Genomic DNA, 15211 nt, shown 5'->3' with positions numbered 1-15211 from the left:
CGACCCCCGCTCTCCCCCCCGGCGGGGGTCGTCGCATGTCCGGACGGGTTTCGTCCGTCCTCTCGCCCCCGGATGCACCCCTTGAGCCCCCGTGCCGCGCGGGCGTATCGGCTCTGCCTGTCTGGTCACCCAGTGTGACGATCATGCCGCAGCGGGACGGCTCGATCCGGCCCGGCGGAAGAGGAACGCTCCCCGCCGCTTTTGTCATGGCATCGACTCACCACTTCGAGTGAGCGAGTTATTCACAACCGCAGGGTTGTCCACAGTAATCGACCAAGATCCACATCTTTTCCGCGGCCCCGGCACGGTGATTCCGCGCGCTCTGCTCGTGGAGTTCACCCGCCGTTCCGAGTACCGGTCCCCATGGCCGGTTCCTTTCGGGCGTCAGCGGAAGACGACCGGCCGGTCGGCACTTCGCGCGCGGGCGTTTCGCAGGCCCACACGGGGCCCGCGACCCGAGCGCACCGAAGGGACGGCACACCATGGCCGGAACCACCACCGACCCCACGCCCGGCGCGACCGACCGGCGGCACCCGGGCCCGCTCCTCGTCACCGAGGACCCGGAGCTGCTGGACGACCTGCTGCGGCTCTGCGCCGCGGCCGGGGCCCGCCCCGAGGTCCACCACGGGGTGCCCGCGCGGCGCGGCGGCTGGGAGTCCGCCCCGCTCGTCATCGTCGGCACCGACGCGGCACCCAGACTGCGGGGTGCGCCGCGGCGCCGCGGGGTGGTCCTGGCCGGCCGGGATCCCGACGACCATGCCGTGTGGCGGCGGGCCGTGGAGATCGGTGCCGAGCATGTCCTGGTGCTGCCCGACGGCGAGCAGTGGCTGGTGGACCGTATCGCCGACGTCGCGGAGGGAGCCGGGCGGCCCGCGTTCACCATCGGTGTCCTCGGCGGCTGCGGTGGTGCCGGTGCGTCCACTCTGGCTTGCGCGCTCGCGGTCACCGCCGCCCGCTCCGGCCGCCGCACCCTCCTGGTCGACGCCGATCCACTCGGTGGCGGGCTCGATGTGCTGCTCGGCGGGGAGAGCGTCCGGGGCCTGCGCTGGCCCGATCTCGCGGGCGCCCGCGGCCGGGTCGCCAGCGGAGCCCTGGAGGAGTCGCTGCCCCGAATGCACTCGCTGCGGCTGCTCAGTTGGCATCGCGGCGAGCGCCTCACCGTCGCACCCGAGGCGATGCGTGCCGTCCTGTCCGCGGCCCGCCGCGGCGGCGGAGCCGTCGTACTCGATCTGCCGCGCAGCATGGACGAGGGCACCGCCGAGGCACTCACCCAGATTGACCTCGGACTGGTGGTGGTCCCCGCTCGGCTGCGCGCCGCGGCCGCCGCCCGGCAGGTCGCCTCCGCCGCCGGACTACTTCTGCGCGATCTACGAGTGGTGGTCGCCGCCCCGCACGGGCGGGGCGCCCGCCCCGAGTTGCCCGCCGCCGACGTGGCACGGCTGCTGTCACTGCCACCGGTCGGTGAGGTGCCGACCGATCCCGGTCTCGCCGCCGCCCCGGAGAACGGCCCGCCGCCCGGCGGCGAACCCAAGAGCCCCCTGGCCCGCTTCTGCGGCACCCTCTGGGACCGCCTGCCCGCCGACGGAGACCCCCGATGAACACCAGTCACCCGATGAGCACCGGCCACCCGATGAGCACGCCGCCCGAGACGGGCCTGCTGGACGGGGTGCGGCGCTGGCTCGCCGAGCGGGGAGCCGAGCCGACCCCGGCCCGCGTCGCCGAGGCCCTGCGCGCCCAGGGCCGCGTCCTGGGCGACGCGGAGGTGCTCGCCACCGCGGCCCGGCTCCGCTCCGAACTGGTCGGCACCGGACCGCTGGAGCCCCTCCTCGCCGATCCGACCGTCACCGATGTCCTGGTCTCCGCGCCGGACCGGGTGTGGGTCGACCGGGGCGCCGGACTCGAACTCACCGGCGTCACCTTCCCCGACGCCCGCGCGGTACGCCGCCTCGCCCAGCGCCTGGCCAATATCGCGGGCCGGCGCCTCGACGACGCCCGCCCCTGGGTGGACGCCCGCCTACCTGACGGAACCCGACTCCACGCCGTGCTGTCACCGGTGGCCGTCGGCTCCACCTGCCTCGCACTGCGCGTCGTACGGCCCCGTGCGTTCACCCTCGATGAGCTGGTCACCGCGGGCACCGTGCCACCCGGCGGCGACCGCATCCTGCGCGCCCTGCTCGGCGCCAACCTGTCCTTCCTCATCAGCGGCGGCACCGGCACCGGGAAGACCACCCTGCTCAGCGCCCTGCTCGGGCTCACCCGGCCGAACGAACGCATCGTCCTCGCCGAGGACTCCGCCGAACTGCGCCCCGACCACCCGCATGTGGTGCGCCTGGAGACCCGCCCGGCCAACCAGGAGGGCGCCGGCCAGGTCACCCTGGAGGACCTGGTACGGCAGGCGTTGCGGATGCGCCCGGACCGGCTGGTGGTCGGTGAGGTCCGCGGCCCCGAGGTGGTCCACCTGCTGGCCGCGCTCAACACCGGCCACGAAGGCGCCGGCACTGTCCATGCCAACGCCGCCGCGGACGTCCCCGCCCGCCTGGAAGCCCTGGGCACCGCGGCGGGCCTGGACCGAGCAGCCCTGCACAGCCAACTCGCCGCGGCCCTCTCGGTCGTACTCCACCTGGTACGCGACCGGGACGGGCGGCGGCGTATCGCGGAGGTGCATGTGCTGGAGCGGGACGCGGCAGGTCTGGTGGTCGCCGTGCCCGCACTTCGCTGGGAGCCCGGCGCCTTCGCCTGCGAGACGGGCTGGCCCCGCCTCGCCACCCTCCTGGCCAAAGGCGGTGCCGTATGAACGCGCTGCTCCTGGCGGCCGCCCTGGCCTGCCTCGCCCTCGCGGTACGCCCGGCGGGCGCGCGGCACCGGACCCTGGGCCGCGCCCGACACCTCCTGGCGCCGGCGGCGAGCCACCCCGAAGCGGTGGGGAGTCGACCGGTTCGCCTCTGGGGCTCCGCAGTGCCCGAGTGGCAGCCGGCGCCGTCCATGCTGCGGGGCCGCGTAACTCGGTTGCTGCGGCGGGCAGTTCGGCCGGAGGTGGGCTGTGTGCTGGTGGGGGCCGCTGTCGCTGTCCTCGGTGGTTCGCCACTGCCGCTGCTGCTCGGCGCCGCGGGCTGGCCCCTGGTACGGCGGACGGCCAGGGCCGGTGCCGCCCGCCGTGCACAGGATCGGCGTACGGAGGCGGTGATCGGCCTGTGCGGGGTGCTCGCCGGGGAGGTGCGGGCCGGGCGGCAGCCGGGGCAGGCACTGCTCGCCGCGGGACGTGAGCGGGCGGACGGGCTCGCCGGAGCGCGGGCCGAGGTGCTCGCCGCCGCCCGGTTCGGCGGTGATGTACCGGCCGTGCTGGGGCGGGCCGCCGGTGAGCCGGGCGCGGAGGGACTGGCGGGGATCGGTGCCTGCTGGCGGGTCGCGGTCGACCGGGGCGCCGGTCTCGCCGCCGGCCTGGACCGGCTGGAGGCGGCCCTGCGGGCGGAACGCGATCAACGGGCAGAGCTGCGGGCCCAGTTGGCGGGAGCCCGGTCCACCGCGCTGCTGCTGGCCGCGCTGCCCGTCCTCGGTCTCGCCCTGGGCTCCGCCCTTGGCGCCGACCCGCTGCGGGTCCTGCTGCACAGCGCCGCCGGTCTGGGCTGCCTGGCGGTGGGCGGCGCGCTCGAAGCGCTCGGCCTCTGGTGGGCGCTGCGCATCGTACGGAAGGGGGAGACGGGATGACCGGGGAGATTGTCCACAGGCTGGGGACGGCGGGGTGTGCGGCGGCCGCGGTGTTGTGGCTCGCCTGTGCCTTCGGGGGCTGGCGGTACCGGCGCAGGCACGGCGCCCGGCTCACCGCGGTCCTCGGCACCGTCCCGCCACCATCGCGGCCCGAGGTTCCGGGTGCGTTGCGCGGCCCTGTCGGGCGGGAACGGCTGCGGCGGTGGCTGACCGTGGCGGGGGCTGCCTGCGCCGGATTTCTGGCGGTGGGAGGGGTGCCGGGGCTGGTGGTGGGGGTGCTCGCCGGCGAGCTGGTCCGGCGCCTGCGTCCCCGCCAAGTACCGGCCGACGCTTGCGACTTGGTGCGCGCGGCACGCGAACTCCCGCTCGCCGCCGACCTCCTGGCCGCCTGCATCGCGGCCGGCGCCGATCCGGTGGCGGCGAGCAGAGCGGTAGGGGAGTCGCTCGGCGGGCCGGTGGGTGAACGGCTGGCACGCGGCGCCGCCGAGGTGCGGCTCGGCGGCGAACCGGCTGAAGCCTGGCGGGACTTGGCCGCCCTTCCCGGGGCCGAGCCACTCGCCCGGCTGCTGGCGCGAGCCGGTGATTCCGGTGCTCCGGCCGCAGCTCCGGTGGCCCGGATCGCCACGGCCGCCCGGGAGTCCTGGGGGCGCGCCGCGACCGCCCGCGCCCGGCGGGCCGGGGTGCTGATCACGGTGCCCGTCGGCATCTGCTTCCTCCCGGCCTTCCTCGCCATCGGAGTGCTCCCGGTGGTGATCGGCCTCGCCGGCCGACTCCTCGGCGGAGGCAGCCCCTGACCCCTTTCCCAGGAAACGCAGAGACGACGAGAAGCCGGGGCGAGCGACAGGGACGGCCCCCCGTCCCCGTACCCAACCAAGCGCGCACAGGCGCACATTCGGAACGGAGAACGACATGAGCGACGCGACGAAGACTCAGGCGAAGACCGAGACCAAGACCCAGACGAAGACCGACGTGAGGGACGGTACGGAGACCGATGGGAAGTGTGGATCGGGGACCGGTGTGAGGCGTCGGGAGACCACGGCGCCCGGTCGTGGGCGGGGTGACGTCAGGCCCGGTACGGGTGTCGTGGCGAGGCCCCGTGCGTCGACGGTCCCGGTGATGAGGGCGGCGAAAGCGCCGGCCCGGGAACGTACGCCGAGTAAATGGCTGCGGGACAAGATCGCGTTGGAGGTGGCGAGGGCCGGGGCGGCCGAGGCGGCGGCAGTGGTAGCGGCGTCCGGCCCGGCGGAGGCGCGGACCTGGAGGCGACCCAGGCCGGCGAGGCCCCCGGGTCGGTCCAGGGGTGACGCGGGCATGGTGACCTCGGAGTACGCGATGGGTCTGATCGCCGCGGTCGGATTCGCCGGGCTGCTCTACAAGGTGCTGACCAGCGCCCAGGTACGGCAACTCCTCCAGGGCATCGTGGAGAAGGCCCTCGATGTCCACTTCTGAAAGGGCTGTTGCTCGGCCCACCGCCGGGAACCGGGGCGGCCGATGGCGGCTCCCCATGTGCGTACGGGTGGGGAGGCCGGGGCGGTGTGATGCCGGGTTTGCCACGGCGGAGGCGGCGGTCGTGCTGCCGGTTCTGGTGCTGTTCACGATGGGTCTGGTGTGGATGCTGCTGGCCGCGGCCGCGCAGGTGCAGTGTGTGGACGCGGCCCGCGCCGGGGCCAGGTCCGCGGCGCGGCAGGACCCGGAGGGGGTCGCCGTGGCCGCCGCCCGCCAGGCCGCCCCACCGGGTGCGCAGGTCACCGTACGACGGGCTGGCGACTTGGTTCGGGTACGGGTGGAGGCACCTGCTCCGGGGCCCGGCTTCGCGCTGCGGCTGCGTCAGGAGGCGGTCGCCCTCGCGGAGGAGACGGTGTCCGGAGTCCCGGGTACCGGACCCCGCCCCAGCCCGTATGACCTCAACAGGCCGCCGGGGGAGGGGACATGAGGTGGGCGGGGCGGTGTGGTGAGCGGGGGTCGGCGACGGTGGTCACCGTGGTGGGGGTCGCGGTCCTCTGCCTCGTTTTCGGTGTGCTGCTGGCGATGGCACAGGCCGTGGTCCTCCGGCACCGGGCGGGTGGCGCCGCCGACCTGGCCGCGCTGGCCGCCGCCGGGCACTGGCAGGAGGGCCCCGGCCCGGCCTGCGACCGCGCCCGTACGGTGGCCGCCGCGCAGGGCACCCGCGTCGTGCGATGCCGGTTGAGCGGCCGGGAGTCCGACGTGGTCGCCGCGGCTGGACGCGGGCCGCTGACCTCCGAGGTCAGATCCCGGGCCGGGGCTCCGGAACCACTCCCGTCTCTCCCGAGTCCCCCGACGGAGCCGACGCCGACCGACCAGACACCGCCCCGCCCGCCTCCGCACCCACCCCCGAGGAGCGGCCCGTCCCCTCCTTCGCCTCCGGAGGAGTCGGGGCTCCGCGGAGAAGGGTGGTGAGCAGGCGTACCGCGCCCCGTTTGTGCAGGGGGTCGTTGCCGTTGCCGCACTTGGGGGACTGGATACAGGACGGGCAGCCGGCTTCGCACTCGCAGGACGCGATGGCCTCCCGGGTCGCCGCGAGCCAGGTCCGCGCCGTGTGGAAGGCACGCTCGGCGAATCCGGCGCCCCCCGGGTGGCCGTCGTACACGAAGACGGTCGGGAGCAGGGTGTCCGGGTGCAGGGGGATGGAGACGCCGCCGATGTCCCAGCGGTCGCAGGTGGCGAAGAGCGGCAACATGCCGATGGCGGCGTGCTCCGCGGCGTGCAGGGCGCCGCCCAACTGCTCGGGGCCGATCCGGGCGGCGTCCAACTGGTCCTCGGTGACGGTCCACCAGACGGCCCGGGTGCGCAGGGTGCGGGGCGGCAGGTCGAGTTTGGTCTCGCCCAGCACCTCGCCGGTGATGAGGCGGCGGCGGAGGAAGGAGACGACCTGGTTGGTCACCTCGACCGACCCGTAGCAGAGGCGGCCCTCGCCCCAGGGCACCTCGATATCGGTGTCCAGTACGGAGATGGAGGTGGTGTCGCGGGCGACGGTCGAGTACGGCGGGGTGGCTTCCTCCACCAGCGCCACCGGGTTCCCGGACCCGCCGGACGGGCCTCCGCCCGCCCCGGCGCCGTCCGCCGCCCCGTCCTGCCCGGACCCGTCCTCCGACGCGGCTTCGCCGAGGTCCAGGTGCCGGACGAGATAGGTGCGGCCCTGGTGCAGGTGGACGGCGCCCTCGTGGACGGTGGTGTGCGCGGCTGCGGCGTCCACGGTGCCGAGGAGGCGGCCGGTACCGGCCTCCACCACCTGCACGGGACGGCCGCCGGAACCGCGGATATCGGTGAGGTCGGCGGCCCGTTCGCGGCGCGTCCAGTGCCAGGCGCGGGTGCGGCGGCGCAGCAGCCGGGCCGCCTCCAGTTGCGGCAGCAGCCCGGCGGCGGCAGGTCCGAAGAGTGCCAAGTCGGCTTCGGTGAGCGGGAGTTCGGCGGCCGCGGCGCACAGGTGGGGCGCCAGGACGTACGGGTTGTCCGGGTCGAGGACGGTGCTCTCCACTGGCTGGTCGAAGAGGGCCTCGGGGTGGTGGACGAGATAGGTGTCCAGCGGGTCGTCGCGGGCGACCAGTACCGCCAGGGCGCCCTGTCCGGCCCGTCCCGCGCGCCCGGCCTGCTGCCACAGGGAGGCCCGGGTGCCCGGGTAGCCGGCGATGACGACCGAGTCGAGCCCGGCCACGTCGACACCGAGTTCCAGGGCGGACGTGGCGGCGAGACCGAGCAACTCGCCGGTGTGCAGGGCGCGTTCCAGGGCACGGCGTTCCTCCGGGAGGTAGCCGCCACGGTAGGCGGCGACCCGCTGCGGCAGGGAGCGGTCGACGTCCGCGAGCCGCTCCTTGGCGATCACCGAGACGAGTTCGGCGCCCCGCCGGGAGCGGACGAAGGCGATGCTGCGGCGGCCCTGCACCACCAGGTCGGTCAGCAGATCGGCGGTCTCCGCGATGGCGGTGCGGCGTACGGGGGCGCCCCTCTCGCCGTGCAGTTCGGTCAGGGGCGGCTCCCACAGGGCGAAGACGAGTTCGCCGCGCGGTGAGGCGTCGTCGGCGACCTCCACCACGGGCAGCCCGGTGAGCCGGCCGGCCGACTGCGCGGGGTCGGCGGCGGTGGCGGAGGCCAGCAGGAAGACCGGGTCGGAGCCGTAGCGGGCGCAGAGGCGGCGCAGCCGGCGCAGCACCTGTGCGACATGCGAGCCGAAGACCCCGCGGTAGGTGTGGCACTCGTCGACGACCACGAAGCGCAGCGCACGCAGAAAGGACGACCAGCGGGGGTGGGAGGGGAGTATTCCGCGGTGCAGCATGTCGGGGTTGGTCAGTACGAGGTTGGCGTACTGGCGTACCCATTCGCGTTCCTCGACGGGGGTGTCCCCGTCGTAGACGGCGGGCCGTACGGCGGTGCCGAGGGGGGCCGCCAGGTCCTTGACCGCACGGCGCTGGTCGGCGGCGAGGGCCTTGGTGGGGGCGAGGTACAGCGCGGTGGCGCCGCGGCCGTTCGGTGCCTCGGAGCCGTCGAGGAGGGTGCTCAGCACCGGCACCAGATAGGCGAGCGATTTGCCGGACGCGGTGCCCGTGGCGACCACCACCGAGTCGCCGTCCAGGGCGTGCTCGGCGGCTCGCGCCTGGTGTTCCCACGGATGTGCGATCCCGGCGGTCTGGACGGCCGCGATGATCTCTGGTCGGATACGGTCGGGCCACACGGCATAGCGCCCCTCACGTGGGGGCATGTGCTCCGTATGGGTGATGCGCGTAGCCCGGCCCTGCCCCGGGGCGAGCCGGTCCAGGACCGACTGCGGGGAGGGACGAGCTGCGGTGCCCGCCGGGGAACGATCGGGACGATGATTCTTGGCCATCGGCACCGAGTGTGTCACCGGAGTGACGGACAATGGTCCCAAGGCGTCGTGCGCGACTGCCGGTAAGTGATTGAATGCCAACGCGGCTGGCGATCCGTCCCGGGGTTCAAGCCGAGGTGTCCCCAAGGGGCGCGACCGCTCGATAGCAAGGTGCTGGAGGATCCGTGGACCTGTCCCTGTCGACTCGTACCGTCGGCGATCGTACGGTCGTCGAGGTCGGTGGCGAAATTGATGTGTATACCGCGCCCAAGCTGCGCGAGCAGTTGGTCGAGCTGGTGAACGACGGCAGCTTCCATCTTGTCGTCGACATGGAGGGAGTCGACTTCCTCGACTCCACCGGGCTCGGCGTGCTGGTGGGCGGGCTCAAGCGGGTGCGTGCCCATGAGGGCTCGCTCCGGCTGGTCTGCAACCAGGAGCGCATTCTCAAGATCTTCCGTATCACCGGCCTGACCAAGGTGTTCCCCATCCACACGTCTGTGGACGAAGCGGTCGCCGCCACCGACTGACCGCAGCCCCGGGCCCCGCGGCCCGGACCGTCAGAGCACACGGGGGCCGGGCCGAGGCCCGGCCCCCGACAGCACGCCCGTATGTAGAGGGGGATGCATGGCCACCGTCGAGCTCCGCTTCAGTGCGCAGCCCGAGCATGTCAGGACGGCCCGCCTGGTGGCGGCCGCCGTGGCGCGCCGGGCCGGCGTGGACGAGGCGGTGCTCGACGAGGTGCGGCTCGCCGTGGGCGAGGCGTGCTCCCGCGCGGTGGGGCTCCACCAGAGCAACGGGGTGGCCGCGCCGGTGCAGGTGCTGCTGATCGAGGAGGAGAAGCAGTTCTCCATCGAGGTCGGTGACGAGGCGCCGCACGCGGTCGCCACCGGCGGGGAGCCCGCTCCCGGAGCCGACGAGGACGCGGAGAGCGAGGACGAGATGGGCCTCGCCGTGATCAGCGGTCTGGTCGACGATGTCGAGGTCCGGGCGGACGAGAACGGCGGCCGGATCAGGATGAGTTGGCCCACCGCGCCCGAGCCCGTCCTCGACTGACCGCGCCCCGGGCGGGTCCGGACCGGCCCCCGCCCACACCGCTCCCCCCGCGGCCGTCGCCGCCGACTTCCCGAGCCCCGCCCTCCGAGGCGGGGCCTTTCTGTTTTCGGCCACTCCGCCGCCGCGCGTCCCTCGCCGACCTGCGATCGCCCTCCGGTCGCCGTTCCCCGTTCGGCCTAATCGCTTCGGGCACTGTGCAGATGATCCGGATCATTTCCCCGGCGTCAATGCTTTTGGGCCATTACCTCTTTCGGTGATCGTCCAAGAGCGCGATCATTTGCTGAGGAGCAACGGCGGGTCAATGCGGGCCAATTCCGATCGGGGCCCACTGTTTTGATCGGCTGCCGCTCCCTACAATCCGTCCACATCTTGAGCTCAGCCCAAGCGTCAAGGAGGACGAATGGCGGGGCTTTCTTCCCCTCAGCAGTTCGATCAGCCCACAACCCTCGCAGCCGCGGTACTCACCGACAGCAATAGGATCATCGTCGTCGTCATCGCGGTGGTCGCGCTCGCAGCCCTTGCGGTGGCGGGCGTTCTGGTGCGCCAGGTGCTCGCGGCGGACGAGGGCACCGAGAGTATGAAGAAGATCGCGGCGGCGGTCCAGGAAGGCGCGAAAGCCTATCTGGCCCGGCAGTTGCGCACCCTGGGCGTTTTCGCCGTCGTGGTGTTCTTCCTGCTCATGTTGCTTCCCGCGGACAGTTGGAATCAGCGCGCCGGAAGATCTCTCTTCTTCTTGATCGGTGCCGGGTTCTCCGCGGCCACCGGTTATATCGGCATGTGGCTCGCGGTCCGCAGTAATGTGCGCGTCGCCGCCGCCGCACGCGAGGCGACTCCGGCGCCGGGAGAACCGGAAAAGGATCTCACCACCGTTTCCCACAAAGCCATGAAGATCGCATTCCGTACCGGCGGTGTGGTCGGGATGTTCACCGTGGGACTCGGCCTGCTGGGTGCCTCCTGCGTGGTCCTCGTATACGCGGCGGACGCGCCGAAGGTGCTGGAGGGCTTCGGCCTGGGCGCCGCGCTGATCGCCATGTTCATGCGGGTCGGCGGCGGCATCTTCACCAAGGCCGCCGACGTCGGCGCGGACCTGGTCGGCAAGGTCGAGCAGGGCATCCCGGAGGACGACCCGCGCAACGCCGCCACCATCGCGGACAACGTGGGCGACAACGTCGGCGACTGCGCCGGTATGGCCGCCGACCTCTTCGAGTCCTACGCGGTGACGCTGGTCGCCGCGCTCATCCTGGGCAAGGTCGCCTTCGGTGACGCGGGTCTCGCCTTCCCGCTGCTGGTGCCCGCGATCGGTGTGGTCACCGCCATGATCGGCATCTTCGCGGTGGCGCCCCGGCGGGCCGACCGCAGCGGTATGTCGGCCATCAACCGCGGCTTCTTCATCTCCGCGGTCATCTCCCTGGTCCTGGTGGCGGTCGCCGTCTTCACCTATCTGCCGTCCACCTACGCCGAGTTGAACGGCGTCACCGATGCGGCGATCCAGGGCAAGAGCGGTGATCCGCGGGTGCTCGCGCTGGTCGCGGTGGCCATCGGCATCGTGCTGGCCGCGCTGATCCAGCAGTTGACCGGGTACTTCACGGAGACCACCCGGCGCCCGGTGCGCGACGTCGGCCGGACCTCGCTCACCGGACCGGCGACCGTGATCCTCTCCGGTATCTCTCTCGGCCTCGAATCCGCCGTCTACACCGCGCTGTTGATCGGCCTCGGTGTGTACGGCGCGTTCCTGCTGGGCGGTACCTCGATCATGCTGGCGCTGTTCGCGGTGGCGCTGGCCGGTACCGGTCTGCTCACCACGGTCGGTGTGATCGTCGCCATGGACACCTTCGGTCCGGTCTCCGACAACGCGCAGGGCATCGCCGAGATGTCCGGTGATGTGGAGGGCGCCGGCGCCCAGGTCCTCACCGACCTGGACGCGGTGGGCAACACCACCAAGGCCATCACCAAGGGCATCGCCATCGCCACCGCGGTGCTCGCCGCCTCGGCCCTCTTCGGCTCGTACCGGGACGCGATCACCAGCGCCGCCCATGACGTAGGGGAGACGGTCGGCCAGGGCGGTCCGATGAATCTGGTCATGGACATCTCCCAGCCCAACAACCTGGTGGGCCTGGTCGCGGGTGCCGCCGTCGTCTTCCTCTTCTCCGGGCTGGCCATCAACGCCGTCTCCCGGTCCGCGGGCGCCGTGGTGTACGAGGTGCGGCGCCAGTTCCGCGAGAAGCCGGGGATCATGGACTACACGGAGACCCCGGAGTACGGGCGGGTCGTGGACATCTGCACCAAGGACGCGCTGCGGGAGCTGGCCACACCGGGTCTGCTCGCGGTGATGGCGCCGATCGCCATCGGCTTCACGCTGGGCGTCGGCGCACTCGGCGCCTATCTGGCCGGCGCCATCGGGACCGGCACGCTGATGGCGGTCTTCCTCGCCAACTCGGGCGGCGCCTGGGACAACGCGAAGAAGCTCGTGGAGGACGGCCACCACGGCGGAAAGGGCAGTGAGGCGCACGAGGCCACCGTCATCGGCGACACCGTCGGCGACCCCTTCAAGGACACCGCGGGCCCCGCGATCAACCCGCTGCTGAAGGTGATGAACCTGGTCGCCCTGCTCATCGCGCCCGCCGTCATCAAGTTCAGCTACGGCGGCAACGCCAGCGTCGGAGTGCGGGTGGTGGTCGCGGTGCTCGCCCTCGCGGTGATCATCGGCGCGGTGTACACGTCGAAGCGCCGCGGGATCGTGGTGGGCGACGACGAGGACACCGAGGGCGGCACCGGCGGCGGCGCCAAAGGAGCCGGGAAGGGGGCGGGCAAAGGGGACCAGGTGAGCAGCGACTCCGCGGACGCGACGGTTCCGTCCTAGTCCGCGTCCGCCGCACATCCCCGCGTCCGCGGCGGCTCCCGGCGTCCGGACGTATTCCCGCGTCCGGTACGGGAGTTCACCGGACGGGTTGTCAATCCGCGGGCGGGTGGCGCCACTTGGGCGCCGCCCGCCCGCGCTGTCGTGCGGAGGGCCCAGTACCTGGTCGCATGGCCGCGGTTCCGCACCAGGGGATCTTCGACCGTGACCCTTCTCTCGCCTGGTGCAAACACCCTTAATTGCTTGCATAACGGACTTTGTGTGTGCGGGTGTCGTCCGGATGCCGTGTATGTTCCGGGGCCGAGAGCCATGGAAGGGACCGATCCGGTGAACAAGAAGCTAGCTGCCGCACTGTCCGGCGGTGCGGTACTGGTACTTGCGCTGTCGGGGTGCGCGGACGACAAGAACGAGAAGCTGGACGCCTGGGCCAAGACGGTGTGCGACTCCGTGCAGCCGCAGGCGAAGAAGATCGGTGCGGCCAACGCGGCGATCCAGAAGGAGACCTCCGACAACAGCAAGCCCGAGGACGTCCAGGCGACGGACTCCAAGGCCTTCCAGGACATGTCCGACGCGTACGCCGCCATCGCCAGTTCGGTCGACAAGGCGGGCGCCCCGCCGGTCGACAAGGGCGAGAAGAAGCAGCAGGACGCGGTGAAGGAGCTGAAGAGCATCTCCTCGTCCTACGCGGACCTGCGCAAGCAGGTGGACAAGATCGACACCAAGGACCAGTCGAAGTTCGCCGACGGCCTGAAGGACGTCGCCACCCAGCTCGACAAGCTGGGCAGGAGCGGCAACAACGCCCTCAAGAACCTGGAGCAGGGCGACGTCGGCAAGGCCATGCAGAAGCAGGAGAGCTGCAAGAGCGCCGGCGCGGCCCCCTCCGCCCCCGCGAGCTGACCCACCGCGCCACCCCGGCCGCCCGGCCCCGCCCCCGTCCCACCCCCCCCGTCCCGCTTCCGGAGCCCCGGACGCGGGGCGGGTGGCGAGGGATCACAATGGCGGGGTGAGTACCGAACTGCCCGCCGCCGACCGCCCCGACGTCGCCGCCCGCCTCCGCGGCGGCCTGCTGAAAGCCGCCTTCACCGCCGACGGCCTGCTGGACCTGCTCGGCGCCCCCGCCTACGCGGCCCTGGCCCGCAGCGAGACCGTCCCCGCGCTGCGGGCCACCCGCGGCGACACCCCGCTGGAGACCCTGGTCCGGCTCTTCCTGTTGCAGCAGCCGGTGCCCGGCGCCCGCGCCGCCGCCGTGCTGCCCGTGGAGGAGTGCCTGGACAGCGGCTGGCTGGCCGAGGCCGGCGGCGACGAGGTGACCGCCGCCGTCGACATCCGCCCCTACGGCGGCCCCGCGGGCGAGGACTGGTTCATCGTCTCCGACCTGGGCTGCGCCGTCGGCGGCGCGGCCGGTGCCGGGGGCCGTGGAGGGGAGGCCGAGACCGATGTGGTGCTCGGCGTCGGCGGCGCCTCCACCACGCTCGCCGGACTGACCGTACGCACCCCGGCGGCCGCCGCCCTCGATCTCGGTACCGGCTCCGGCATCCAGGCGCTGCACCTCGCCCAGCACGCCACCCGGGTCACCGCCACCGACCTCAACCCCCGTGCCCTGCACTGCACTCGGCTCACCCTCGCCCTGTCCGGCGCGCCCGAGGCCGAGCTGCTCCAGGGCTCTCTCTTCGAACCGGTCGGCGACACCCGGTACGACCTGATCGTGTCCAACCCGCCGTTCGTCATCTCCCCGGGCGCCCGCCTCACCTACCGGGACGGCGGGATGGGCGGCGACGACCTGTGCCGCACCCTCGTCCAGCAGGCGGGGGCACGGCTCAGCGAGGGCGGGTACGCGCAGTTTCTCGCCAACTGGCAGCACCTGGAAGGAGAGGAGTGGACGGACCGCCTCCGCTCCTGGGTGCCGCGCGGCTGCGACGCCTGGATCGTCCAGCGCGAGGTCCAGGACATCAACCAGTACGCCGAGCTGTGGCTGCGGGACGCCGGTGACCACCAGGGCGACCCGGCCGGATACGCGGCCCGCTACGACGCCTGGCTCGACGAGTTCGAGCGCCGCGGCACCAGGGCCGTCGGGTTTGGCTGGATCACGCTGCGCAGGACCGGCGCCGAGCGGCCCTCGATCGTGGTGGAGGAGTGGCCGCACCCGGTGGAGCAGCCCCTCGGCGAGACCGTGCGGCGGCACTTCGAGCGGGTGGCGTATCTGCGGGCGCACGACGACGCGGCGCTGCTGGCCGGGCGGTTCAAGCTCGCCCCCGAGGTGGTGCAGGAGCAGGTCGGGCTGCCCGGCGCGGAGGACCCGGAGCATGTGGTGCTGCGCCAGAACCGCGGGATGCGGCGCGCCACCCGGGTGGACACCGTCGGCGCCGGTTTCGCCGGAGTCTGCGACGGCACCCTCACCGCCGGCACCATCCTGGACGCCATCGCCCAACTCGTCGGCGAGGACCCGGTGTTGCTCCGGGACCGCACCCCCGCCCAGATCCGGCTGCTGGTCGAGCAGGGCTTCCTGGAGCCGGTCGCCGAGGGGTAGCCGTGCGGCGGACGGCCTCCGTTCACCGCGCATCGGCCCCCGGGTCGGGGCCGAAAGGCTGCGGCACGGCGCACCCGTCGCACAAGGTGTGAACCCGGTCGCATCGGCCGCCTTGGCGGTGCTCGGCGGGGTGGTCGCACTTCTGCCGGGCTGCTGGTGCCTCACCCTGAGCTGACCTGGGCTCCGAGGGCGGTCCCGCTCACCGGACCGAGTGGTACCGGGCAACTAAGAGGAGGGCTTCCGCTTACTC

12 protein-coding genes and 1 pseudogene are annotated in these 15211 nt (G+C 73.0%); 12 read left to right on the top strand and 1 reads right to left on the bottom strand.

What is annotated here, in order from left to right:
* Positions 1 to 482: 482 nt before the first annotated feature.
* The 7 genes and pseudogenes from ssd to ACFVST_RS05185 form a co-directional block, all read left to right on the top strand.
* Positions 483 to 1598, top strand: a complete 1116-nt coding sequence (gene ssd / locus ACFVST_RS05215; RefSeq protein ID WP_390147038.1) for a septum site-determining protein Ssd — start codon at positions 483 to 485, stop codon at positions 1596 to 1598.
* Positions 1595 to 2794 (top strand): TadA family conjugal transfer-associated ATPase, encoded by a 1200-nt coding sequence (locus ACFVST_RS05210; protein WP_390147036.1) that lies wholly within the window; start codon positions 1595 to 1597, stop codon positions 2792 to 2794. Before ssd ends, ACFVST_RS05210 begins: the two co-directional genes overlap by 4 nt.
* Positions 2791 to 3705, top strand: coding sequence for a type II secretion system F family protein (locus tag ACFVST_RS05205; protein ID WP_390147034.1), 915 nt, complete (start codon positions 2791 to 2793; stop codon positions 3703 to 3705). Before ACFVST_RS05210 ends, ACFVST_RS05205 begins: the two co-directional genes overlap by 4 nt.
* Entirely contained in the window at positions 3702 to 4499 is a 798-nt protein-coding gene (locus ACFVST_RS05200) for a type II secretion system F family protein (RefSeq protein ID WP_390147032.1), read from the top strand. The genes ACFVST_RS05205 and ACFVST_RS05200 overlap by 4 nt, the downstream gene beginning before the upstream one ends.
* 517 nt (positions 4500 to 5016) lie before the next feature.
* Entirely contained in the window at positions 5017 to 5154 is a 138-nt protein-coding gene (locus ACFVST_RS05195; protein WP_390147030.1) for a DUF4244 domain-containing protein, read from the top strand.
* A 55-nt stretch (positions 5155 to 5209) separates the two neighbouring features.
* Positions 5210 to 5638 (top strand): TadE family type IV pilus minor pilin, encoded by a 429-nt coding sequence (locus ACFVST_RS05190; RefSeq protein ID WP_390147173.1) that lies wholly within the window; start codon positions 5210 to 5212, stop codon positions 5636 to 5638.
* Positions 5635 to 5895 (top strand): annotated as a pseudogene (locus ACFVST_RS05185) (Rv3654c family TadE-like protein); the annotation flags it as partial. The gene ACFVST_RS05190 and the pseudogene ACFVST_RS05185, both read left to right, overlap by 4 nt.
* Before the next feature lie 55 nt (positions 5896 to 5950).
* Here the strand turns inward: ACFVST_RS05185 and ACFVST_RS05180 are convergent.
* Positions 5951 to 8626, bottom strand: a complete 2676-nt coding sequence (locus ACFVST_RS05180; protein WP_390147028.1) for a DEAD/DEAH box helicase — start codon at positions 8624 to 8626, stop codon at positions 5951 to 5953.
* Between the two features lie 83 nt (positions 8627 to 8709).
* On the opposite strand from ACFVST_RS05180, the gene bldG reads away from it, so the two are divergent.
* The 5 genes from bldG (at position 8710) to ACFVST_RS05155 (ending at position 14961) form a co-directional block, all read left to right on the top strand.
* Positions 8710 to 9051, top strand: coding sequence for an anti-sigma factor antagonist BldG (gene bldG, locus ACFVST_RS05175; protein WP_005475923.1), 342 nt, complete (start codon positions 8710 to 8712; stop codon positions 9049 to 9051).
* Between the two features lie 97 nt (positions 9052 to 9148).
* Positions 9149 to 9577, top strand: coding sequence for an ATP-binding protein (locus ACFVST_RS05170; protein WP_390147026.1), 429 nt, complete (start codon positions 9149 to 9151; stop codon positions 9575 to 9577).
* Positions 9578 to 9977: 400 nt separating this feature from the next.
* Positions 9978 to 12437 carry a sodium-translocating pyrophosphatase gene (locus ACFVST_RS05165; protein ID WP_390147025.1) on the top strand — a complete coding sequence of 820 codons (2460 nt, stop codon included), beginning with the start codon at positions 9978 to 9980 and terminating at the stop codon, positions 12435 to 12437.
* Positions 12438 to 12743: 306 nt separating this feature from the next.
* Positions 12744 to 13331 carry a small secreted protein gene (locus tag ACFVST_RS05160; RefSeq protein WP_390147023.1) on the top strand — a complete coding sequence of 196 codons (588 nt, stop codon included), beginning with the start codon at positions 12744 to 12746 and terminating at the stop codon, positions 13329 to 13331.
* Positions 13332 to 13437: 106 nt separating this feature from the next.
* Complete coding sequence (locus ACFVST_RS05155) at positions 13438 to 14961, top strand: methyltransferase (RefSeq protein WP_390147022.1); 1524 nt, start codon at positions 13438 to 13440, stop codon at positions 14959 to 14961.
* Positions 14962 to 15211 lie beyond the last annotated feature (250 nt).

Source organism: Streptomyces sp. NPDC058045, from assembly GCF_042885635.1.
GTDB lineage: Bacteria > Actinomycetota > Actinomycetes > Streptomycetales > Streptomycetaceae > Streptomyces.
This window is presented reverse-complemented; position numbering and strand designations above follow the sequence as displayed.

What these genes read in the sequence shown, in the direction of transcription:
- ssd (WP_390147038.1), top strand. Translation starts at nt 483, where the DNA reads ATGGCCGGAACCACCACCGACCCCACGCCCGGCGCGACCGACCGGCGG.
- ACFVST_RS05210 (WP_390147036.1), top strand. Translation starts at nt 1,595, where the DNA reads ATGAACACCAGTCACCCGATGAGCACCGGCCACCCGATGAGCACGCCG.
- ACFVST_RS05205 (WP_390147034.1), top strand. Translation starts at nt 2,791, where the DNA reads ATGAACGCGCTGCTCCTGGCGGCCGCCCTGGCCTGCCTCGCCCTCGCG.
- ACFVST_RS05200 (WP_390147032.1), top strand. Translation starts at nt 3,702, where the DNA reads ATGACCGGGGAGATTGTCCACAGGCTGGGGACGGCGGGGTGTGCGGCG.
- ACFVST_RS05195 (WP_390147030.1), top strand. Translation starts at nt 5,017, where the DNA reads ATGGTGACCTCGGAGTACGCGATGGGTCTGATCGCCGCGGTCGGATTC.
- ACFVST_RS05190 (WP_390147173.1), top strand. Translation starts at nt 5,210, where the DNA reads ATGTGCGTACGGGTGGGGAGGCCGGGGCGGTGTGATGCCGGGTTTGCC.
- ACFVST_RS05170 (WP_390147026.1), top strand. Translation starts at nt 9,149, where the DNA reads ATGGCCACCGTCGAGCTCCGCTTCAGTGCGCAGCCCGAGCATGTCAGG.
- ACFVST_RS05165 (WP_390147025.1), top strand. Translation starts at nt 9,978, where the DNA reads ATGGCGGGGCTTTCTTCCCCTCAGCAGTTCGATCAGCCCACAACCCTC.
- ACFVST_RS05160 (WP_390147023.1), top strand. Translation starts at nt 12,744, where the DNA reads ATGGAAGGGACCGATCCGGTGAACAAGAAGCTAGCTGCCGCACTGTCC.